The sequence below is a fragment of the uncultured Streptomyces sp. genome (assembly GCF_947488945.1).
Taxonomy (GTDB): domain Bacteria; phylum Actinomycetota; class Actinomycetes; order Streptomycetales; family Streptomycetaceae; genus Streptomyces.
In genome coordinates, this window is record NZ_CANLBS010000012.1 from 185465 (window position 1) to 208527 (window position 23063).

The following is a 23063-nucleotide window of genomic DNA, read 5'->3' on the forward strand; positions in this document are numbered from 1 at the left end:
GCCCGCCCGGCGCCCCGCGGGTGGGGGCCACGGCTCGCGCGGCGCGCCGGACGGGAGCCGGATCAGGGGAGTTCGTAGCGCTCGTTCAGCGCTGCGCCCCTTTCGGGGTGCGTCTGGTCGTAGCCCCGCGCGTCGCACTGGAGGCCGCCGACGACGCAGTGGTTCACGAGCGCCGCGAGCGTCCGGTCGTCCCAGGCGTTCATGAAGTCGTAGTGGAAGGAGTGCCCGGTCCCGCTGGCGAGCCGCACCTGGGACATGTCGCCGTTGACCGGCCACGCCATCTTGAACTCGATCATCGGCAGCGCCACCGGGTGGGTGGCCGGGCAGATGTTGTCGTTGGTGCCGGGCTTGACCACCGGGTAGGACATGTGGGCCTTGTGGTCGGGGGTGTCGAGGTACTTCCCGTCCCAGCAACTCGGAGCCTGGAAGCGGATGTTGAGCTGAACGTCCGGACGCTCGGGGCAGGTGGCCGGGAATTCGGTGTTGAAGAAGCTGTCCCCGCACTCCCAGCCCTCGACGAAGCCCCTGTGCGCGCGGAACTCGGCGGCGGTCTGCATCGGACTGCCGACCACGTACCGCAGCCCCTTCGGGAACGGCCGCACGCTGGTGTAGTCGGTGACGCCCGCCTTGTAGTAGATCGTCTGCGGGCCGACCGGGAGGATCTTCCGGTCGCCCTTGAACAGCGAGGGCATCCAGTAGCCCGACTTGTCGCCGGGCGCCTTGCAGAGCGTTCCGGCCGACGCCAGCGAGGCGGTGGTGGATCCGGCGTACGTGCTGGTGTTGCCCATGAACGTGTGGTCGTGCGAGGCGCCGGGCTGCCCCGGATACACGATCGGGTCGTCCGGCTTGGTGTGCGAGACGGTGCAGTTGGCCTGGAACTCGTGGAAGTACCGGTGGGTCGGCATCGGGCCGGCCGGCGGGGCGGTGACCTGCGGTACCGCCGGGATGTAGCCGTCGCCGTCGGGGTCGTCGCCGGAGGGGACGGCCGGTGCCGCCATGGCGTGCCCGGCGTGACCGGCGGCCGTGACCGCCGTCGGCGCCTTCGCCGGGGTGGCCTCGGCGGAGAGGCCGGGCAGCACGAGTCCGGCCGCCGTGGCGAGCGTCGCCGCGCCGACGAGTAACGCGGAGTTCAGTGCGGACCTGCGGAACATCGATCTCCCTGACATGGAGACCTCCTGGGGTGTCCGTCGGGATGGGAGGGGGGTGCGGTGGCGCCGTTCCGTGGGGGTGCGCGGGGGCCGTCGACGGCGTCCGGGTGCCGGGTCGCCGGACCTCCTGGGCAGGTTGCGTGCGGGGGCGGACGGGCCGCCGTCGGATCGGGTTCGCCCGCTGGACCGCAGTCTCGGAGAGCGCTCTCCCGATATAGCCGGAGTGTTCCGCCGTTGATGAGTACGTGTCAAGGCCTTGTGAACCAGCTGTTACGGACGGCGGCATACGAGGTCCGGGCCCTGCCGTCCCCTCGTCGCGGGTCGTGGCTGGTGGGTGCCGGGGGCGGTTTCCGGAAGGGTGGGGCGCGCGGGACGAGCCTCGTCGGAGAGCGCTCTCCCGCCCAGGTCCCCGCGCGGACGGGGGCCGGTGATCCTCGGGCGGGCGGTCCGGGGCGTCCGTACCCGGCCGGGCGGCCCGGCGGTGCGCGCAGGGCCGTCGCCGTCGGGGACGCCGATCCGCGCCCTCGCGGCGACGACCGCGGCGTGGACCTGCTGAGGCTCCACTTCGCCCACGACCCCTGACGGCACTCGCCTCCCGCAAGCCGCGCCGCCCCCCTGAGGCATCCGGGGGCGAGGGCGGGACGACCTCCTCGGCGCGACGCGTCGCCGCACCGGCCCGTTGGCCCTGTGACGGCTCGACCCGTCGCGCTATACGTGGGCCAATGGCACACCATTCTGAGCCTCTGTTGAACCATCAGCCCCTCGGATGGTGAGATGGTCCGGTCGATGGCGCTGCGGGTCCTCCGGGACCCTTGCGGCGCCTTTCTCATGTCCGCGCCCGTTTCCGCGCGGAACCAGATGCGAGAGGGCGGGGCCGGTTTGCTGAGGAGAGCGTTCGTCGCGCGGGACCCGGGGCGGGTCCGGCTGCGGTTCGCGTCGCGGGCGGTGCTCGGCATCGCGCTCGCCGTCGGCCTGTGCGCGGCGGCGGGGCTCGGGCTCCCGGCCGTCATCGCCGGCGGACTGGCGGCGCTGCTCGCGCTGTTCACCGTGACCGACCCGACCGTGCGCGGGCAGGCGATCACGACCGCCCTGCTCGCCCCGGTCGGGATACCGGTGCTCGCGCTGGCCGCCGTGCTGCACGACACGCCCGTCGCACGCGATCTGGCCTTCCTGGCCGTCGTGGGCGGTGGGGTCTACGCGCGGCGGTGGGGACCGAGGGGGCACTCGCTCGGTGTGTTCGCCTTCATGGCGTACTTCTGCGCCCAGTTCCTCCACGTCGTGCCCGGCCGGCTGCCCGCGCTCTGCCTGGCGATGCTGCTGTCGATCGCCGCGTCGTCCGCCGTCCGCTTCGGAGCGTGGTGCTACGAGCGCCGGCTCGCGGCCCCCGTGCCGGTGACCCCGCCGACCGGGGGGAGCGGACTCGGGCGGATCACCACGCGCCAGGCGGTGCAGGCCACGCTGGGGGCCGGGTTCGCGCTCGCCGCCGGGCAGGTGCTCTCCGACCAGCGCTGGTACTGGGCGGTCGGCGCCACCTGGTGGGTGTTCGTGGCCACCACCTCGCGCGGCGAGACCGTCGTGCGCGGGTTCAGGCGGTTCCTCGGGACCGCGCTCGGGATCGTGCTGGGCTTCGCCGTGGCGGTCCCGCTGCACCACGAGCCGGCCGTGGCCGCCGTGGTCGTGGCGCTCAGCGTGTTCGGGATCTTCTACACCGCCGCCGTCTCCTACACCTGGATGATGCTGTCCGTGACCGTCATGGCGAGCATGCTCTACGGGCTGCTCGGGGTGCTCGACGCGGACCTGCTGGTGCTGCGGGCGTCCGAGACGGCCGTCGGGGCGCTCGGAGCGGTGCTGGCGGTGCTGTTCGTGCTGCCGGTGACCACGCACTCCGTCACCGAGGCGTGGGTGGAGCGGGCGCTGCGCTGCGTGCACGCGTGCACGGCGGAGGCCGCGGCCCGGCTCGCGGGGGACGCGGACGCCGATCCGCAGCGCGGGGTCGCCGAGCTGGAGGGGGTCCTCGGCCGGGTGCGCCTGTCGCTCGCCCCGCTGGTCCATCCGCTCAACCCCGCGAGGGCCCGTAAGCGACGGGCCCGGCAGGTCCTCGCGCTCCTCGACGACTGCGCGCGCGAGGTGCGCGGGCTCGCCTCCGTCGCCGCTGATCCGGACGCCTCGCACGACGCCCGGCTCGCGGCGGCGTGCTGGCGGGTCGAGGCGGCGGTCGAGGCGCTGACGACACCGGGCGCGGCGCTCGGGACCGAGGTTCCCGGCAGCCCCGCCCACACGCCGGGCGCCGGGCAGGCGCTGGCCCACCTGCACGGTCTGGAACGGGCGCTCGCCGACCTGGCGGCTCCCCTGAAGGCCCCACGGCCCGCCTCCCCGATACGCCTGTAGGGGGCTGGACGGGCCTGTAGGGACGCCCGGCCGGAAGCCCACCCGGGCCGCCGGTGCGGCGCCGGCCGGTATCGGCCGCCGATCACCGGGTAGGTGACCGATCAGTAACCTGATCATGCGGCGCGAGGGTGGACCGATGGCTGACGGCATGCTGGAAGAGGACCTGTACCGCTTCGAGGAGCTGCTGGACGACGAGGAGCGCGGGACGCTCCACCGCGTCCGGGCGTTCCTCCGCGACGAGGTGGCCCCGCACGCGGACGAGTGGTGGGGCAGGGCGACGTTCCCGCACCACCTGATCCCGCGCTACGGCGAGCTGGGCATCGCGGGCGCCGGATACGAGGAGTGCGAAGGACCGGGGAAGGCGAGCAGCCTGCTCAGCGGGTTCATCGCTCTGGAGATGGCCCGGGTGGATCCGTCCATGGCCACGTTCTACGGCGTGCACGCCGGACTCGCCATGGGCAGCATCGCCCGCTGCGGCTCCGCCGAGCAGCGCCGCCGCTGGCTGCCCGCCATGGGGCGGATGGAGAAGATCGGGGCGTTCGCGCTGACCGAGCCGCAGGGCGGCTCCGACGTCGCGGCGGGCCTGCGCACCACCGCCCGGCGCGAGGGCGACACCTGGGTGCTGAACGGGAACAAGCGCTGGATCGGCAATGCCACCTTCGCCGACCTGGTCGTGGTCTGGGCGCGCGAGGAGGGTGACGACGGCAGGGTGCTCGGGTTCGTCGTGGACAGCTCGACCCCCGGCTTCTCCGCACGCCTGATCGAGAACAAGATCGCGCTGCGGACCGTGGAGAACGCCGACCTCGTGCTCACCGACTGCCGGGTGCCGGAGGAGAACCGCCTCCAGGAGGCCCACGGTTTCCGGGACACGGCCGACGTGCTGCGGCACACCCGCAGCGGGGTGGCCTGGGAGGCGGTCGGCGTGATGCTGGCCGCGTACCGCATCGCCCTGGACTACACCCGCGAGCGAGAGCAGTTCGGCGGTCCCGTCGCCCGGTTCCAGCTGGTGCAGGACCTGCTGGTGCGGATGCTCAGCGACGCCACCTCCTGCCTCGGCATGGTCGTGCGGCTCGCCCAGCTGGAGGACGCCGGAACCTTCCGCGACGAGCACTCGGCGATGGCCAAGGCGCACTGCACCACCCGCATGCGGGAGGTCGTCGGCTGGGGGCGGGAACTCCTGGCGGGCAACGGCATCGTGCTCGACTACAGCATCGGCCGCTTCGTCGCCGACGCGGAGGCGCTGTACTCCTACGAGGGAACCCGCGAGATCAACACCTTGATCACCGGACGCGCGGTGACCGGTCTCGGCGCCTTCGTCTGAGCCCCGCCCGGCCGCTCCGGGGCCGGGTTTCCCCGTGCCCCGGAGCCGTACGGCCGCCCGGCGGCCCACACGCTCAGCCGTGCAGCCGCACCGGGAGCTCGCGCACACTGTTGCCCACGAACGAGGCGTGGCGGGGCAGCTCGGCGTCCGGCACGGCGAGATCGAGGCCGGGGAAGCGGGTGAACAGCAGCTCCAGCGCGGTGACGCTCTCCGCGCGGGCCAGCGGCGCGCCCAGGCAGTAGTGCGCGCCGTGGCCCAGCGAGAGGTGCCGCGCCCTCCTCGTGACGTCGAACCGGTCGGCGTCCGCTCCGTGCGCCCGCGGGTCGCGGCCCGCAGCGGAGTAGCCGGCGAGCACCGGCGTACCGCGAGGGATCAGGGTGCCGTCGAGCGTCAGGTCGCGGGTCGGGTAGCGGAACGGGAAGTAGCTGACCGGGCTGTCCCACCGCAGCGTCTCCTCGACCACGTCCGACCAGCTCGCACCGCCCGACCGGACCAGGGCGAGCTGGTCCCGGTGGGCGCACAGGGCGCGTACGGCGTTGGTGATGAGGTTGAGCGTCGTCTCGTGGCCGGCGACGACGGTGAGCATCAGGGTGCCGATCAGCTCGTGCGGGCCGAGGCGGTCGCCGTTCTCGTCGCGGGCGGCGATCAGCGCACTGGTGAGGTCGTCCCCCGGCCGCTCGCGCCGGGTGGCGACGACCGCGCCGAGCACCTCCACCATCTCCCGGTTGGCCGCCGTCGCCTCCTTCGGGCCGATGTCCGTCGCGACCACCTGGTTCGACAGGTGGTGCAGCCGGTCCCGGTACGCGGCGTCCACGCCGAGCAGTTCGCAGATGACGCCCAGCGGCAGCGGCAACGCGAAGTGCCGGCGCAGGTCCACGACGCTCCCGTCCGAGGCCGCCGCCTCCAGGCCGTCCAGCAGGGAGGCCGTCAACGCCGCGATGCGGGGGCGCAGTTGCTCCACCCGGCGGGCGGTGAACGCCTTGCTCACCAGGGAGCGCAGCCGCCGGTGGTCGTCGCCGTCGGCGGTGGTCATCCCCTGCACGGTGGCGAAGGTCCGCAGCGGCCAGCCGTCCGGGATCTCTCCCGCCCGGAGCGCCTCGAAGTGGTGGGCGTCCTTGGCGACGTCCGGGTGCGCGAGGAACTCCCGCAGCGCGTCGTGCCCCAGCACCGCCGTGCCCCGCACCCCGCCGGGCAGCAGCACCGGCGCGACGGCGCCCTCGGCCAGCAGCCGGGCGTTCGCCGCGTGCGGGCAGCCTCCCGCCGGGTCCAGGCGGTACGGCGTTCGGTCGGCGGAGCGAGGTGTGTCCAACGGGCTCTCCCGGTACGGGTACGGGTACGGATGGCGGGTGCGGGTGCGGGTGCGGGTGCGGGTGCGGCTGCGGGGACGGGTACGCGTGCGGGCTGCGGTGCGGCACCGGGACCGTCGGTCCGCGGGGGTGAGGGTCACCCGGCCCGCCGGGGCTGCCGGTCCGCTCCGTGGCCGTCCTTGGCCCGCGCGCTCTCGCGCACCCCAACCCCCGTGCGCCGTAAGGCTTTCAGGGAGCTCGGCGGTGCGTCCCCACGGTATCCGACGGACCTCGGCCTTGACAGGGACGTGCCGGATCCACCGGTGGGACCGGGGGACGGGCCGGCCGCCCCGCCCGCTTTCCGTACCTGGGACGCACCGTCCGGTGCCGCGACGCGCACCGCCGATTTTCGTACCGCACCGGCTGTTTCCGGCGGTGGGTCGGACCGCCGGACCGTGGCGTCAGCCATCCATCGACTGTCCCCCTCCGGGGGGTAGTTGGGGGGCAAATTCTCGGGAATTATCGATTCACCTGTGCATGAAAATTTTGCGTTCGGTAGACCTGTGCTTTGTTCCGCCTCGACGGAATCCATCGCTCCGGTTTGCTTCCGTGCGCGTTGTTCGCGCGTGCGGACGGCACCCCTTCCCCCCAGCAGGAGGACCCCCACATGAACTACGGCGACGCGCTGCGCGACGAGGTCGCGGCCCCCGGGACCACGCCCCTCATCGGCATCTACGACATGTACTCGGCGTCCGTCGCGGCCGGGCACTACAACGGCTTCTTCGTCTCCGGCTTCGGATTCGCCGCGTCCTACTACGGCCTTCCGGACATCGGGTTCATCGCCTGGCCGGACATGCTGGACTTCGTCGGCCGGCTGCGCGGGGCCTTCCCGCAGCACCACCTGCTGGTCGACATCGACGACGGGTACGTCGACCCGGAGGTCGCCTGCCACGTCGTGCAGCGGCTGGAGCGCATCGGCGCCTCCGGCGTGATCCTGGAGGACCAGAAGCGCCCGCGCAGGTGCGGCCACGCCGACGGCAAGCAGGTGCTGCCGCTGGAGGAGTACCTGGAGAAGCTGAACCTGGTGCTGGCGAGCCGTACCGACCTGCTGGTGATCGCCCGCACGGACGCCACCGAGGAGGAGGACATCCTGCGCCGCGCCGCGGCCCTCGCCGAGACCGAGGCGGACGTCGTCCTCGTCGACGGGGTGCGCAGCGTCGAGTGGATCCGGCGGATCCGCGGCGTCGTCGGCGACAAGCCTCTGCTCTTCAACCAGATCGCGGGCGGGAAGTCGCCGCGCCTGTCGCTCACCGAGCTGACCGAACTCGGCGTCGACGTCGCGATCTACAGCACCCCGTGCCTGTTCGCGGCGCACCGGGCGATGGACACCGCCCTGGCGGAGCTGAAGTTCGCCGACGGCCGCCTCCCGGCCACCGACGAGGCCGGCGGCATCGGCGTCAGCCAGTCCACCGACCTGCTCGCTCGCAACATCAGCCGCCACCACGGCAGCCCCGCCGGCGTCCGCGCATGACCGGCACCGGGCACCGACGCGGCCTCGGCCGCCGCGCCGCCGCGGCCACCGTGACCGCTGCCTCCGCGCTCCTGCTGGCCTGCGCTCCGCAGGCCCAGGCGGCGAACGGCGGCTTCATCACCGTGTTCGACAACTCCCATGCCGACTCCGTCCTGGAGGTCGACCGGACGGCGAACGTCGAGAGCGGGGGAGGGACGGCGGGCAGCGACCACGACGGCAGCGCCGTGGACCTGATGGACACCCTGATCAACCCCGACCCGGCCGGGGACGGGAGCGACGAGGGATGACCGCGACCGGAAACGGGGGTGCCGGGCGGCCCTGCCCGGCACCCCCGGGCCCGGGGACCGGTGCCGAGGACGCGACGGCCCGCACGGGCCCGTCGCGTCTGAGGCGGACCCTCCGGGCCCTCGACCTGTACGTCGTGGCGCTCGCCCTCACGGTGGGCCTCGCCGCGGTGCTGCCCGCCACCGGACGCGCCGCCGACGCGACGGCGGCCGCCTCCGGCTTCGCCGTCGCCCTGCTGTTCTTCCTCTACGGCGCGCGGCTCTCCACCCGGGAGACGCTCGCCGGACTGCGCCACGTCAAGCTCCACGCCATGGTGCTGGCCTCGACGTTCGTCATGTTCCCGCTGCTGGGGCTGGCCCTGGCGGGAGCGGTGTCGGGGTTCTGGCCCGGTCCGCTGTACGCGGGTGTGCTCTTTCTCTGCGTCGTCCCCTCCACCGTCCAGTCCTCGGTCGCGCTGACTTCCGTGGCCAGGGGCGACGTGCCCGCCGCGATCTGTGCGGGCACCTACTCCAGCCTGGTGGGCCTGGTGGCGACACCGTTGCTGGCGACCTGGCTGATCGGGGAGAGCGCACCCCTGTCGGCGGACGGGCTGCTGCGCCTCGGCGGTCAACTGCTGGCACCGTTCGTCGCGGGGCAGCTCCTGCGGCGCTGGATCGGCGGTTTCGTCGTACGCCACAAGCGGGTGTTCGGGCCGGTCGACCGCGGATCGATCCTGTTGGTCGTCTACACCGCTTTCAGTACCGGGATGACCCAGGGGGTGTGGGGACGGATCACGGTCTCCGCGCTCCTCGTCCTGGTGGCGGCGCTCCTCCTGCTGTTCGTCGTCGCGCTCCTGCTCACCCGGGGCGCCGCCCGGCTGCTGGGGCTCGGCAGGGAGTCGCGGATCGCCGCCGTCCTGTGCGGATCGCAGAAGAGCCTCGCCACCGGACTGCCCATGGCGGCCGTCCTGTTCGGGGACCGGGCGGCGCTCACCGTGCTGCCGCTGATGATCTATCACCAGCTCCAGCTCCTCGTGTGCGCCGCGCTGGCCCGCCGTTGGGCCCGCCCGGCGCCGGAGGAGGCGCCCGGCGCGCAGCCGGTGGCGGCGGCGACCCCCGGCTGACCGGTGGTGCCCGCGGGGCGACCGCGGCCCTTCGCGTGCGCCACGGGGGTGCGGGGCGCGGAGGGCCCGGCGCCGTACGGCCGACGCCACCCCCGCGCCGCGCACCCCACGCCACCGCCGGCCGGCCGCCCCCGCGCCAACGCCGGCCGGCCGCGTCGTCCCCGTCCGGCCGCGGAACCCGCACCCGGCCCCGTACGGCGGACGCTTTCCGTCCGGATCCGCTTCCGGTGCGGGCTCCCGAGCAGGGCGAACGCCGCCCCGGGGATGTCCGGCGGGGATGCGGCCTTGCGGGAGGGCGTAAACGGTTTGCGTGCGGTGCCGGGAACTTGCGTTTCCCGACAGCTCCCGTGAAAGCCGCTGGTACGCACCGGTGTTGGCCGGTGAGCCCTCCGTGGCCCGTCGATCGGTGGCTGCGCGACCGGTAGACGGGTCTCGGGTTGTCTGCAACTCTCTGAGCGTTCAACGCAAAGCCTGTATTGCTGAACGCATAAATCCAATCCTCATCGCCCCATCGACTGAGCCGTGCCTCGACGCCGTCAGGGCGCGAGGCCGAGGATCGAGGATCCATGAGAGTGCAACGTTGGCGAACGCGCGGCCTGGCCGCCGCGGTCGTCACCAGCCTGCTGACGCTCGGCTGGCCCGCGCTGACCGCGTCCGCGGCCGGCGGCCCCGACGCGGCGGGCGGCCGTCCCGCGGCGGCGAGCAGCGCCCAGAGCCGCTACGCCGCGGGCGGCGTCACCGACGGTAACCAGAACACCTACTGGCAGAGCGCGGGGGGCCGGCTGCCGCAGTGGGTCCAGACCGATCTGGGCTCCACGGTCAGGGCCGACGGGGTCGTGCTCAAGCTGCCGGCCGGCTGGGAGAGCCGCAGCCAGACCCTCTCGGTGCAGGGAAGCACCGACGGCACCAGCTTCGCCACCCTGAAGACCTCCGCCACCTACACCTTCAGTCCCGCCGCGGCCAACGTGGTGAAGGTGAACTTCCCCGCCACCAAGACCCGTTGGGTGCGGGTCGCCATCACCGGCAACAGCGCCGGACGGGCCGCCCAGCTCTCCGAGCTGGTGGTGCACACCGCGGCCGCGGCCTCGGTCAACCTGGCGAGCGGCCGCACCCTCACCGCCAGCAGCCACACCGACGTCTACCCGGCCCCGAACGCCAACGACGGCAACAAGGCCACCTACTGGGAGAGCGCCAACAACGCCTTCCCGCAGTGGATCCAGGCCGACCTCGGCTCCGCCGTCCGCGTCGACCGGGTGGTGCTCAAGCTGCCCGACGGCTGGGGTCCGCGCAGCCAGACGCTGAAGATCCAGGGCAGCACCAACGGCTCCGCCTTCACCGACCTCACCGCGTCGCAGGCGTACACCTTCGACAGCGCCGGCGGCCAGTCGGCGACGATCACCTTCGACGCCGCCACCACCCGCTACGTCCGCGTGGCCGTCACCGCCAACAGCGTGCAGCCGGGCGCGCAGGTCTCCGAACTGGAGATATACGGCCCCGAGACCGGTGACACGCAGGCGCCGACCGCCCCGTCGAACCTCGCCTACACCGAGCCCGCGACCGGCCAGATCAAGCTGACCTGGGGCGCGTCCACCGACAACACCGGCGTCACCGGGTACGACGTCTACGCCGACAACGCGCTGCTGACCAGCGTGGGCGCCGGGGTGACCACGTACACCGACACCCGCCCCGCCTCCGCCACCGTCGCGTACTACGTGCGCGCCAAGGACGCGGCCGGGAACCAGTCGGCCAACAGCAACACCGTCACCCGGCGCGGCGCGACCGGCGACACGCAGGCGCCCACCGCCCCCTCGAACCTGGCGTTCACCGAGCCGGCGAGCGGCCAGATCCGGCTGACCTGGGGTGCGTCGAGCGACAACACCGGTGTCACCGGGTACGACGTCTACGCCAACAACACCCTCCGGGGCAGCGTCGGCGCCGGGGTCACCTCGTACACCGACAGCCAGCCCGCCTCCGCCACCGTCGCGTACTGGGTGCGCGCCAAGGACGCGGCCGGCAACCAGTCGGGCAACAGCAACGCCGTCACCCGCAACGGCTCCGGGACGACCGGCTCCAACCTGGCGGTCGGCAAGGAGATCAGCGCCTCCTCCGTCGTCCACACCTACGCGGCCGTCAACGCCAACGACAACAACGTGACCACCTACTGGGAGGGCGCGGGCGGCAGCTACCCGAACACCCTCACGGTCAAGCTGGGCTCCAACGCGGACCTGAGTCACCTGGTGCTCAAGCTCAACCCGGACAGCGCCTGGGCGGCCCGCGACCAGACCGTCGAGGTGCTCGGACGCGAGCAGAGCGCCACGTCGTTCACCAGCCTCGTCCCGGCCAGGAGCTACGCGTTCTCCCCGGCGAGCGGCAACAGCGTCACCGTGCCCGTCTCCGGACGGGTCGCCGACGTGCAGCTGAAGTTCACCGCCAACTCCGGCTCCCCGGCCGGTCAGATCGCCGAGTTCCAGGTCATCGGGGTTCCGGCCCCCAACCCGGACCTGGAGGTGACCGGAGTGACGGCGGCCCCCGCCGCCCCGGTCGAGTCGGACGACATCACCCTGCGGGCCACCGTCCGCAACAGCGGCCCGGCCGCCTCGCCGGCCACCACGGTGGAGCTGCGCCTGGCGGGCGCCAAGGTCGCCACCGCGTCGGTCGGCGCGCTGGCCGCCGGGGCGCAGACCACCGTCAGCGCCTCCGTCGGCGCGCGCGGGGCGGGCAGCTACCAGCTCGGCGCGGTCGTCGACCCGGCGGGCCAGGTCATCGAGCAGAACGAGACCAACAACGCCTGGACCGGTACCGACCCGCTGGTGGTGAAGCCGGTCTCCAGTTCGGACCTGATCGCCTCCTCCGTGACCACCTCGCCGTCCAGCCCGGCGGCCGGCGACGACGTCACCTTCTCCGTCGCCGTCAAGAACCAGGGCAGCGTCGCCGCGGCTCCGGGCAGCCACGGGGTGACCCTGGCCGTGGTCGACTCCAAGGGCGCGACCGTCAAGACCCTGACCGGCGCGTTCACCGGGGCCCTCGCGCCGGGCGCGACCGCCGTGCCGGTGAAGCTCGGTGCCTGGGCCGCCTCCAACGGTTCGTTCACGGTCAAGGTGACCCTCGCCGACGACGCCAACGAACTGCCGGTCAAGCGGGCCAACAACGCCTCCAGCCGGCCCCTCTTCGTGGGCCGCGGCGCCGACATGCCGTTCGACCTGTACGAGGCCGAGGACGGCACCCCCGGCGGCGGCGCCCAGGTGGTCGGACCCAACCGCACCGTCGGCGACATCGCGGGCGAGGCGTCCGGCCGCAAGGCGGTCAACCTGGACGCCACCGGCGAGTACGTCGAGTTCACCACCCGCGCCTCCACCAACACCCTCGTCACCCGGTTCTCGGTACCGGACGCCCCGGGCGGCGGCGGCATCGACACCACCCTCAACGTCTACGTCGACGGCGTCATGAAGAAGACGCTGCCGCTCACCTCGAAGTACGCCTGGCTGTACGGTGCCGAGGCCGCACCCGGCAACTCCCCCTCCTCCGGCGCCCCGCGCCACATCTACGACGAGGCGCACCTCGCGCTCGGCGAGACGGTCCCGGCGGGCAGCAGGATCCGGCTCCAGAAGGACGCCGCGAACACCTCCGCCTACGCGATCGACTTCGTCAGCCTGGAGCAGGTCGCGCAGATCGCCAACCCGGACCCGGCGGCGTACACCGTTCCGGCCGGCTTCACCCACCAGGACGTGCAGAACGCCCTCGACCGGGTCCGGATGGACACCACCGGCACGCTGGTCGGCGTCTACCTGCCGGCCGGGGACTACGAGACCTCCAGCAAGTTCCAGGTCTACGGCAAGGCCGTGAAGGTCGTCGGAGCCGGTCCCTGGTACACCAAGTTCAAGGCTCCTCCGGGACAGGAGAACACCGACATCGGATGGCGGGCCGACGCGACCGCGAAGGGCTCGTCGTTCGCGAACTTCGCCTACTTCGGCAACTACACCTCGCGGATCGACGGTCCCGGCAAGGTCTTCGACTTCGCCAACGTCCAGGACATCGTCATCGACAACATCTGGAACGAGCACATGGTGTGCCTCTACTGGGGCGCCAACACCGACCGGATCACGATCAAGAACTCCCGGATCCGGAACATGTTCGCCGACGGCGTCAACATGACCAACGGCTCCACGGACAACCTGGTGTCCAACAACGAGGCGCGGGCCACCGGCGACGACAGCTTCGCGCTGTTCTCGGCGATCGACGCCGGCGGCGCGGACATGAAGAACAACGTCTACGAGAACCTGACGACGCTGCTGACCTGGCGGGCCGCGGGCATCGCGGTCTACGGCGGCTACGCCAACACCTTCCGCAACATCCGCGTCGCGGACACCCTCGTCTACGCGGGGATCACCATCTCCTCGCTGGACTTCGGCTACCCGATGAACGGCTTCGGGACCGAGCCCACCTCCTTCGAGAACATCTCGATCGAACGGGCCGGCGGACACTTCTGGGGATCGCAGACCTTCCCGGCGATCTGGGTGTTCTCCGCCTCGAAGGTCTTCCAGGGCATCAGGGTGAGCAACGTCGACATCGTCGATCCGACCTACAGCGGGGTGATGTTCCAGACCAACTACGTCGGCGGTCAGCCCCAGTTCCCGATCAAGGACACGGTCTTCACGGACGTCTCGATCACCGGGGCGCGCAAGAGCGGTGACGCCTTCGACGCGAAGTCCGGGTTCGGTCTGTGGGCCAACGAACTGCCGGAATCCGGCCAGGGGCCCGCGGTCGGCGAGGTGACCTTCAACGGCCTGAGGCTGTCCGGCAACGCGGTGGACGTACGGAACACCACCTCCACCTTCAAGATCCAGATCAACCCGTAGAGGGAGCGGGCGGCGCGGCGGGGGAGCGGTCGCGTCCCCGCCGCGACGGATCGTGAGACTGACGCAAGTTCCTTGCGGAACTTGCGTTAGTCTTGCGCTCATGACGCGACGACTTGCTCAGGTAGCGAAGAAGGTGGGTGTCAGCGAGGCCACGGTCAGCCGGGTCCTCAACGGCAAGCCGGGTGTCTCCCAGGCGACCCGCCAGTCCGTGCTCACCGCGCTGGACGTGCTCGGCTACGAGCGCCCCACCCAGCTCCGGGGCGAACGCGCCCGGCTCGTGGGCCTGGTCCTGCCGGAACTCCAGAACCCGATCTTCCCCGCCCTCGCCGAGGCGATCGGCGGCGCGCTCGCCCAGCAGGGACTCACGCCGGTGCTCTGCACCCAGACCAAGGGCGGCGTCTCCGAGGCCGACTATGTGGACCTGCTGCTCCAGCAGCAGGTCTCCGGCGTCGTCTTCGCCGGCGGGCTGTTCGCGCAGGCGGACGCCCCGCACGACCACTACCGGCGGCTCGCGGAACGCAAGATCCCGGTCGTCCTCATCAACGCCTCGATAGAGAACCTCGACTTCCCCGGCATCTCCTGCGACGACGCGGTCGCCGTCGAGCAGGCCTGGCGCCACCTGGTGTCCCTCGGGCACGAGTCGATCGGACTGGTGCTCGGCCCGGCCGACCACATCCCCTCGCGGCGCAAGTTGGCGGCGGCACGCGAGATCGCCCGGTCGGGCGGGCGCGAACTGTCCGACGAGTGGGTGGAGCGGACGATGTTCTCCCTGGAGGGCGGCCAGGCCGCCGCCACCCGTCTGCTGGACCGGGGCGCCACCGCCATCGTCTGCGCCAGCGACCCGCTGGCGCTCGGCGCGGTCCGCGCGGCCCGCAGGCGCGGACTCGCGGTGCCCGGTGAGGTCTCCGTGGTCGGTTACGACGACTCCGCGTTCATGAACTGCACCGAGCCGCCGCTGACCACCGTGCGCCAGCCCATCGAGGCGATGGGCCGGGCCGCCGTGGAACTGCTGTGCGCGCAGATCCAGGGCGGCGAAGTGCACCCGGGCGAGCTGCTCTTCGAACCGGAACTGGTGGTGCGCGGCTCGACCGCACAGGCCCCCCGGTAGCCCGGCCGGCCCGTACCCCCGCAGATCCGCAGGTCCCCTCCCCGTGTGCGCGGGAGGGGACCTGCGGCGTTCCCACGCCCGATGCCGACAGCGATCAGCCTCGTGGAAGCCCACCGGGAAACGGAACATGCAGTCACCTGTCGAACTTTTACGAAATCAGCGCGAGATATTGCGTTCATCTGAGGGCGGTGGTTGAGTGTGCGTCGCCTCACCACGCATCGGCGTGGAGCGACCCGACCTTCATGCCCGAAGGGGATCATCCATGAGAAGCGCCCGGTTCCGCCGTACCCACCGCGCCAGCGCGGTCACCCTCGTCTCCGCACTCGCGCTCACCGCTCTCGCCGCCTGCGGCACGAGCAGCAGCAGCGACGACGGCAAGGACGGCTCCGAGAACGGCGCGGCCTCCGACCCCGCCGCTCCGCTGGACCCGAAGACCAAGGTGACGATCACCATCGACTGCATGCCGCCCGCCGCGAAGGCGGCCGAGCTGAAGGAGTGGAAGGAGGACGTCGCCGCGTTCAACAAGACCTACCCGAACGTCACCGTCTCCGGCCGCTCGACCCCCGGCCAGTGCCTGGAACCCCCGCGCTTCACCGCGATGCTCAAGGCCAAGTCGCAACCGGACGTCTTCTACACCTACTTCACCGACCTGCCGCAGGTCCTGGACAACGACGGCGCCGCCGACATCAGCGCGTACGTCAACGACACGACCGTGCCGCTGTTGAAGGACATCGACCCCCATGTCCTCAACTCCCTGAAGCACGACGGCAAGCTCTACGGGCTGCCCACCAGCAACTACACCATGGGCCTGCTCGTCAACCGCAAGCTCTTCCAGCAGGCCGGCCTGGACCCCGACGCCCCGCCGCGCACCTGGGCCGAGGTCCGGACCGCCGCCAAGAAGATCGCCGGACTCGGCAAGGGCATCGCCGGCTTCGGCGAGTACAGCGCCGGCAACACCGGAGGCTGGCACTTCACCGCCCAGATGTACAGCATCGGCGGCGAGGTCGTCGACGCGAGCGGGAAGAAGGCCGCCTTCAACGACGACCTCGGCCGCCAGGTCGCCGAGAACCTCCACGCCATGCGCTGGGAGGACGACAGCATGGGCAAGACCCAGCTCCTCAAGTGGGGCGACCTGCAGAAGCAGATAGCCACCGACAAGCTGGGCATGTTCCTCGCCGCGCCCGACGACATCGCGTACATGGTGCAGCAACTCGGCGCCCAGTACGAGAACTTCGGCATGGGACCGATCCCCGGCGGGCGCAGCACCCTCGCGGGCGGCAACAACTACACGATCAAGCAGGGCATCTCCTCCGACAAGATCAAGGCCGCCGTCGCCTGGCTGAACTTCAAGAACCTGACCGTCGGCAAGGGGCAGTTCGACTGGGCCCGCACCAAGGCGGACAAGCTGCCCGTCGGCGTCCCGCAGCCCAACTTCTGGCTCGGCGACTCCAAGGCGAAGGACGACGCCGCCCGGGTCGAGCACGCCACGATGCCCGTCGCCAACTTCAAGACGTTCATGGACAACCCCGTCCCCGGCAAGGCCGAACCGCCGAAGGCGCAGGAGGTGTACAAGGTCCTCGACAACGTGATGTCGGGCCTGCTCACCAACAAGGACGCCGACATCGACAAGCTCCTGTCCACCGCGGAGGACCAGGTCAACCAGGTCCTGTCCCACCAGTGACCCGGCTCCGGAGGCCGGCCCCGCCGGCCCTCCGGCACCCTGTCCGCGTCCGGACCCGGCCCCGCAGCACCGGGCCCCGGCACCCCTGAACCGAGGAGGCGACGATGTCGGCCCCCACCCTCTCCCCGCCGACGGCGAAGGAGCCCGGCCACTTCCCCCGCCGCGGCGACGGGCCGCGGCCCTCCGGCGGGTCCTTCGCCCTGCGCCTCCGCCGCAACCTCACCGCCCACGGCTTCCTGATCGGCGCCGTGCTCTGCTTCTCGGTCTTCTCCTGGTACCCGATGGTCCGGGAGTTCCTGCTCGCCTTCCAGAAGACCGAAGCCGGCCGGACCAGCTGGGCCGGCCTGGACAACTTCGCCACCGTCGCCGCCGACCCGGCGTTCTGGCAGGCCTGGCGCAACACCCTGCTCTTCACCGCGCTGGCGCTGCTGCTCGGCTTCGCCGTGCCGTTCGTCGTCGCGGTGGTCCTCAACGAGTTCCGGCACGCCCGGGGCTACCTCAGGCTGCTGGTCTACCTCCCGGTCATGCTGCCGCCGGTCGCGTCCGTGCTGCTCTTCAAGTACCTCTACGACCCCGGCTACGGCCTGCTCAACGAACTCCTCGGCACGTTCGGCCTCCCCGCCCAGCAGTGGCTGCAGGACCCCGACACCGCCATGCTCTCCGTCGTCGTCGCCTCGACCTGGATGAACATGGGCGGTGCGACCCTGATCTACCTCGCCGCCCTCCAGGGCATCCCCGGCGAGCTGTACGAGGCGGCCGAGCTCGACGGGGCCGGACTGCTGCGCAAGATCTGGCACGTGACCGTCCCGCAGACCCGGCTGATCCTCTCGCTGCTGCTGCTCATGCAGGTGATCGCCACCATGCAGGTGTTCGTGGAGCCGTTCCTGCTCACCGGCGGCGCCGGCCCCGAGGGATCGACCACCACCGTCGTCCACCTCATCTACCAGTACGCCTTCAACTTCAACGACTACGGCGCCGCTGCCGCGCTCGGCCTGCTGCTCCTCGTACTGCTCGCCGGAGTCTCCGCCGCGTACGTGAAGCTCAGCCGCGCCGAGGACGAGTAGGACCGGGGGATACCAACGATGTCCACACGCACGCTCATCTCGCCCGCCCAGCTCGCCAGGCCCCGCGGCAAGGTCCTCTACTGGGTGACCCTCGTACTCGTCGTCGGCCTGTTCACCCTGGTCTTCCTCGGGCCGCTCTACTGGCTCGCCTCCAGCGGCCTCAAGTCCACCCAGGAGGCCGTGCAGATCCCGCCGACCCTCGTCCCCGACGCGGTCCACACGGAGAACTACTCCCGCGCCTGGGAGGTCATGGACCTCGCCAGACTCCTGTTCAACACCCTCTACTACGCGTTCGGCGCCCTCGCGTTCCAGCTGGTGTTCGACGTGGCCGCGGCCTACTCGCTCTCCCGGCTGCGCCCGGTCTTCGGCAAGGCGATCCTCGGCATGATGCTCGCCACCCTGATGATCCCGGCGACCGTGCTCGTCGTCCCGCAGTACCTGACCGTCCTCGACGTGCCGGTCGTCGAACGCAACCTGCTGAACTCGCCGTGGGTCATCTGGCTCCCGTCGGTGACCAACGCCTTCAACATCTTCCTGCTGAAGCGGTTCTTCGACTCCCTCCCGAAGGAACTGCTGGACGCCGCCTCGATGGACGGGGCCTCGCCGATGCGCATCCTGCGCTCGATCGTGCTGCCGCTCTCCCGGCCGATCCTCGGCGTGGTCTCCATCTTCGCGGTGGTCGGCGTCTGGAAGGACTTCCTCTGGCCGATGCTCACCCTGCCGGACCCGGCCCTGCAGACCCTCAACGTCGGCATCTACTCCCTCTCCACCGGCGTGCCCGAGAACGTGCTGATCGCCGCGCTCACCATCGCCTCGCTGCCGACACTCCTGATCTTCCTGGTCTTCCAGCGGAACATCATGAGCGGCCTCACCGCCGGGGGCCTCAAGGGCTGACCGCCCCTCCCGCCCGGCACTCCCGTACCGCGCCACCCGCACGCACACCCATGAAGCCTCCGCCGCCGCCGGCCGCCGACGCCCCGCCGACCGGGCCGGCGGCGGGGGAACCCCCTGCCCGAAAGGACCGTCACGTGGCAGCCATTCGCCCGGACCGCACCGACGACTGGTGGCGCACCGCCGCCATCTACCAGGTGTACCCACGCAGCTTCGCCGACGGGGACGGCGACGGAACCGGGGACCTCGCGGGCGTCCGGTCGAAGCTGGCCCACCTCGCCGAACTGGGCGTCGACGCCGTCTGGTTCACCCCCTGGTACGTCTCCCCACTCGTCGACGGCGGCTACGACGTCGCCGACTACCGCACCATCGACCCCGCTTTCGGGACCCTTGCCGAGGCCGAGAAACTGATCGCCGAGGCCCGCGCCTACGGCATCAGAACCCTCGTGGACATCGTCCCCAACCATGTCTCCGACCAGCACGCCTGGTTCAGGGCGGCCCTCGCCGCGGGCCCCGGCAGCCCCGAACGCGAACTCTTCCACTTCCGGCCCGGCCGCGGCGAGAGCGGCGAACTCCCGCCCAACGACTGGCCCTCGCAGTTCTCCGGAAGCACCTGGACCCGCGTCCCCGACGGCGAGTGGTACCTGCACCTGTTCACCCCGGAACAACCCGACCTCAACTGGGCGCACCCCCGCGTCCGCCAGGAGCACGAGGAGATCCTCCGCTTCTGGTTCGAACGCGGCGTGGCCGGCGTGCGCATCGACTCCGCCGCCCTGCTCGCCAAGGACCCGGCGCTCGCCGACTTCGAGGAGGGCGTCGACCCGCACCCTTACATCGACCAGGACGAACTCCACGACATCTACCGCTCGTGGCGCGCCATCGCCGACGAGTACGACGCGATCTTCGTCGGCGAGGTCTGGCTCCCGGACGCCGAACGCTTCGCCCGCTACCTCCGCCCCGACGAACTGCACACCGCCTTCAACTTCAACTTCCTCGCCTGCCCCTGGCAGGCCGGCCCGCTGCGCCGGACCATCGACGACACCCTCGCCGAACACGCCCCCGTCGGCGCCCCCGCCACCTGGGTCCTCTGCAACCACGACGTGACCCGCACGGTGACCCGCTACGGCCGCGAGGACACCGGATTCGACTTCGCCCGCAAGGAGTTCGGCACCCCCACCGATCTGGAACTCGGCACCCGCCGCGCCCGCGCCGCCGCCCTGCTGACCCTCGCCCTGCCCGGAGCGGTCTACGTCTACCAGGGCGAGGAGCTCGGACTGCCCGAGGCCGAGGTGCCCCGGGAACGCATCCAGGACCCGATGCACTTCCGCTCCGGCGGCACCGATCCGGGCCGCGACGGCTGCCGCGTCCCGCTCCCGTGGGCCGCCGCCGAGCCCCACGCGGGCTTCGGCGCGGGCGACGAGCCGTGGCTCCCGCAACCGGAGGGCTGGGAGGCGTACGCCGCCGACCTGCAGGGCGCCGACCCCGGCTCGATGCTCAGCCTCTACCGCGAGGCGCTGCGCCTGCGGCGCACCCTGCCCGCCTTCGCCCAGGGGCCACTGCGCTGGCTGCCCGCCCCGGAGGGCGCGCTGGTCTTCGGCCGGGGCCCCGGCCTGGTCTGCGCGGTCAACCTCGCCGAGCGCGCCGCGGAGTTGCCCGCCCACAGCGAGGTCCTGCTGGCCAGCGGCCCACTGGACGACGACGGGCTGCTTCCCGGGGACACCGCGGTCTGGCTGCTCGTCTGACGCCACGGGTGGCCGGCGGTCCGCCGCCGGCCACCCGTGCGGTGCGGGCCGTTCGCCCGTTCAGGAGAGCTCGACGGTGTGGGTGTGCCCGCGTGAGCCGCCGGTGCGCACGGTGACGACCGGCCGCCGGCCCGGCACGGCCGTCACGGTGCCGTCCGCACGCACCACCTCGCGGGCGGCGAAGGGGAGCCGGACGGTGACGGTGTCCTGGGTGCGGCCCGGGTCGGACACCGCGACCGTGGTCCTGCCGTGCGCGCGTCGCACGAGGACGGAGGCGGGGCCGCTCGACGTGATGCCCGCGGCGGTGCCCGGCTCCCAGAAGTTCACGGCGGTCAGCCCGTCGCGGCGGGCCTCGACGGCGTGCGCCGCGGAGTCGTGGGCGACGACCCGTACCGGAGCGGCGAGCGACCAGACGGCGGTGGCGGCCGCCGAGAGACCCGGGAGCAGCACGTAACCGTAGTCGGATTCGGTGGGGGAGACCCCGTGGTCGAACCAGAGGGTGAGGTAGCGGCGGGTCAGGGACGCCGTCGAGCCGCCGGTGTTGATGTCGCGCCAGGAACCGGTGCGCTCCTCGCGCAGCGCGCGCATCCGGGCGGGCTGGGGGAAGACGTATCCGCCCACACCCTCCAGATGGGCCCACCGGGCCCGGTCGAACCGTGCCGACCAGCCTTGCACGCCCGGCTGCGACGCACCGTCGACGATCAGCCGGCCGGTGCCGTCGGCGTGCAGGTTGCGGTTCTCCACGACCGTCTCGACGGTGCGGCCGTCGGTCGAGGTGATGCCCGAGCCGAGTGCCACCACCACGTTGTCGAGGGTGAACCAGGACTTGCGCGCCCGCAGCGTGACGTCCGCCGCGTCCAGGTCGAGGGCCGCGGCCCCGAAGCGCCCCTCCAGGACCGCTCCGCCCGCGATCGCGTTGGCGGGCTGCGGGCGGTACGGGTCGGTCGGGGCGACGTCCGCGCGCGGACGGGTGTCCACGGTGGTGCCGGGCAGCCGGCAGGGGTCCACCGTGGGCCAGAACGCGTCGGAGAACTGGCCCGGATCGTCGGTCGTGTGGAGGTAGGTCATCCCGTCGCCCTGGTACCACGGGCGGATGTTCTCGCCGTTCAGCGACTCGTAGGAGGCGATGCGGTTCGACGACAGGGACAGGGCCAGGGCCCAGGTGGGGCGGCGGTGCACCACGCGGTCCATGTCGGCGAAGACGAAGTGGCCGGTGAGACGTCTCGCCGGGACGATCGTGGCGTCGTCCAGCACCGCCCTGGCCCGGGTGATCTGCGGGATGCCCGCCCGCTCCAGAGAGGGGTTGAGTTCGTTGCGCTCGATCCAGCCCTTGGCCAGCGCGCGCCACCGGGCCGCGTAGTCGGCCGGTGCGCCGAAGGCGAGCAGCAGCATGTGGGAGAGCGTGGCGGTGGCCGCGTTGAAGTCGCGCTCCTTCTCGCGCGACACCGCCCTGCCCCGGACGCAGTCCATCAGGAGGCCGTCGAGGATCAGCGGCGAGAAGGCGCGGTCCACCGCGTCGTACAGCACCGTGACGCCCGGGTCGGTGACGGCCCAGGTGGAGCCGCCGAGGAGGGCGAGGACGAAGGCGCTGCCGCCGAGGGTCACGTTGCCGTAGGACCCGGTGTAGGCGACGGTCCCGTGCTGGACGAACGAGCCGTCCTCGTAGAAGCCGTCCCCCGCGAAGGAGTAGCTGAACAGCGTCCGGGCGCCGCCGCCGTTCACGTCGGAGAGCGCGTCGCGGGCCTGGGCGATCTTGGCGGAGTCGCGGCCGAGCAACCCCTGGAGCGCCAGGACGATCGACTTGTCGGACCGGTTGGCCCCGGTCATGTAGCCCCAGTCGGGGTGGATGTGGTGCTTGTCGGCGTCGGGCACCCAGGTCCCGACGTTCGCCACGTAGGCGGCGAGGTCGTCCGCCGGGATGCGGTCGCGGAGCAGCACGCAGGTGTCGAGCAGGTTGCGCGGCGCGCCGATCTCCCAGTACCACCAGTTGCCGTCCCCGGCCCCCGACGGGTTGTACCCCACGTCGTACAGGAAGCGCAGAGCGGACACCAGCTCCTCGGCGACCTCGGCGCTGCCGGTCAGTGAGGTGCCGGGGGTGGCCCAGGCGACGGCGAGGGAACGCAGCAGCGGGTAGCTCTCGCCGAAGTTGCCGGGGAGGGAGGCCGGCGCGTACTCGGCGAACAGGTGGGTGCGGTCCTCGGCGCGGTTCATCCTGGCCCACAGCGCCGACGCGTTCGCGTCGAGGGAGGCCAGCGCGGACGCGTAGGCCGGGTCGGCGGGGTCGAAGGCGCCGCCCGTCATGAGCTCTTCGGCACGTGCGAGAAGAATGCCGAACTCGTCCTCGCCGGTACCGCCGGTGGCGCCCTGGGCCGCGGCCCCGGACGGGGGAGCGAGGCTGAGCACGGCGGCACTCCCTCCGGCGGCGAGCAGGGTACGGCGGTCGAGGTACGGGGATGCGGGCATCGGGGTCTCCTGGACTGTTGCACGGGCGACGAGTTGACGGCGGGGGAGGCGACCGACCGGGCTGCGGCGGCCGGACGGTGTGAGCGCGGTGCAGCGAGCGGAGGAAGGAGGCGCAGTGCGGTAAGCGCTTTCCCGGCGGGTGTGTCGGACTCCGCGCCGGGGCCGGGGCGGGGGATCGCGGAGCGGCCCGGCCACGG

The 23063-nt window shown here is 72.1% G+C and carries 14 protein-coding genes; 11 read left to right on the plus strand and 3 right to left on the minus strand.

The window, feature by feature from the left end; all coding sequences use genetic code 11:
* Positions 1–62: 62 nt before the first annotated feature.
* Positions 63–1151: a DUF1996 domain-containing protein gene (locus tag Q0994_RS20715; RefSeq protein ID WP_299537286.1), complete on the minus strand. Its 1089-nt coding sequence runs from the start codon at positions 1149–1151 to the stop codon at positions 63–65.
* Positions 1152–2027: 876 nt separating this feature from the next.
* Between Q0994_RS20715 and Q0994_RS20720 the strand changes: the two genes are divergently transcribed.
* Together Q0994_RS20720 and Q0994_RS20725 are read left to right on the plus strand one after the other, a co-directional pair.
* Positions 2028–3536 carry an FUSC family protein gene (locus tag Q0994_RS20720; protein WP_299537158.1) on the plus strand — a complete coding sequence of 503 codons (1509 nt, stop codon included), beginning with the start codon at positions 2028–2030 and terminating at the stop codon, positions 3534–3536.
* 136 nt (positions 3537–3672) lie between these two features.
* On the plus strand, positions 3673–4857 hold the full coding sequence (locus Q0994_RS20725) for an acyl-CoA dehydrogenase family protein (RefSeq protein WP_299537161.1): 1185 nt from the start codon (positions 3673–3675) through the stop codon (positions 4855–4857).
* Between the two features lie 73 nt (positions 4858–4930).
* Here Q0994_RS20725 and Q0994_RS20730 read toward each other — a convergent pair whose 3' ends face one another.
* The gene (locus tag Q0994_RS20730; RefSeq protein WP_299537163.1) at positions 4931–6166 is read right to left on the minus strand and encodes a cytochrome P450; all 1236 of its coding nucleotides are present in this window, start codon (positions 6164–6166) and stop codon (positions 4931–4933) included.
* Positions 6167–6810: 644 nt separating this feature from the next.
* Here Q0994_RS20730 and Q0994_RS20735 point away from each other — a divergent pair.
* From Q0994_RS20735 to Q0994_RS20775, 9 genes are all read left to right on the plus strand, one after another.
* Positions 6811–7674, plus strand: coding sequence for an oxaloacetate decarboxylase (locus tag Q0994_RS20735; protein WP_299537165.1), 864 nt, complete (start codon positions 6811–6813; stop codon positions 7672–7674).
* Positions 7671–7961, plus strand: a complete 291-nt coding sequence (locus Q0994_RS20740; protein WP_299537167.1) for a hypothetical protein — start codon at positions 7671–7673, stop codon at positions 7959–7961. The genes Q0994_RS20735 and Q0994_RS20740 overlap by 4 nt, the downstream gene beginning before the upstream one ends.
* On the plus strand, positions 7958–9061 hold the full coding sequence (locus tag Q0994_RS20745) for a bile acid:sodium symporter family protein (protein ID WP_299537169.1): 1104 nt from the start codon (positions 7958–7960) through the stop codon (positions 9059–9061). Before Q0994_RS20740 ends, Q0994_RS20745 begins: the two co-directional genes overlap by 4 nt.
* A gap of 566 nt (positions 9062–9627) precedes the next feature.
* Positions 9628–13917 (plus strand): discoidin domain-containing protein, encoded by a 4290-nt coding sequence (locus Q0994_RS20750; protein WP_299537172.1) that lies wholly within the window; start codon positions 9628–9630, stop codon positions 13915–13917.
* A 100-nt stretch (positions 13918–14017) separates the two neighbouring features.
* Complete coding sequence (locus tag Q0994_RS20755) at positions 14018–15025, plus strand: LacI family DNA-binding transcriptional regulator (protein WP_299537175.1); 1008 nt, start codon at positions 14018–14020, stop codon at positions 15023–15025.
* A 262-nt stretch (positions 15026–15287) separates the two neighbouring features.
* Complete coding sequence (locus tag Q0994_RS20760) at positions 15288–16706, plus strand: ABC transporter substrate-binding protein (protein WP_299537177.1); 1419 nt, start codon at positions 15288–15290, stop codon at positions 16704–16706.
* A 104-nt stretch (positions 16707–16810) separates the two neighbouring features.
* Complete coding sequence (locus Q0994_RS20765) at positions 16811–17770, plus strand: carbohydrate ABC transporter permease (RefSeq protein WP_299537180.1); 960 nt, start codon at positions 16811–16813, stop codon at positions 17768–17770.
* Between the two features lie 18 nt (positions 17771–17788).
* The gene (locus Q0994_RS20770; RefSeq protein WP_299537183.1) at positions 17789–18664 is read left to right on the plus strand and encodes a carbohydrate ABC transporter permease; all 876 of its coding nucleotides are present in this window, start codon (positions 17789–17791) and stop codon (positions 18662–18664) included.
* A 134-nt stretch (positions 18665–18798) separates the two neighbouring features.
* Entirely contained in the window at positions 18799–20403 is a 1605-nt protein-coding gene (locus Q0994_RS20775; protein WP_299537186.1) for a glycoside hydrolase family 13 protein, read from the plus strand.
* Between the two features lie 60 nt (positions 20404–20463).
* Here Q0994_RS20775 and Q0994_RS20780 read toward each other — a convergent pair whose 3' ends face one another.
* Positions 20464–22866 (minus strand): polysaccharide lyase 8 family protein, encoded by a 2403-nt coding sequence (locus Q0994_RS20780; RefSeq protein WP_299537189.1) that lies wholly within the window; start codon positions 22864–22866, stop codon positions 20464–20466.
* Positions 22867–23063: the final 197 nt, after the last annotated feature.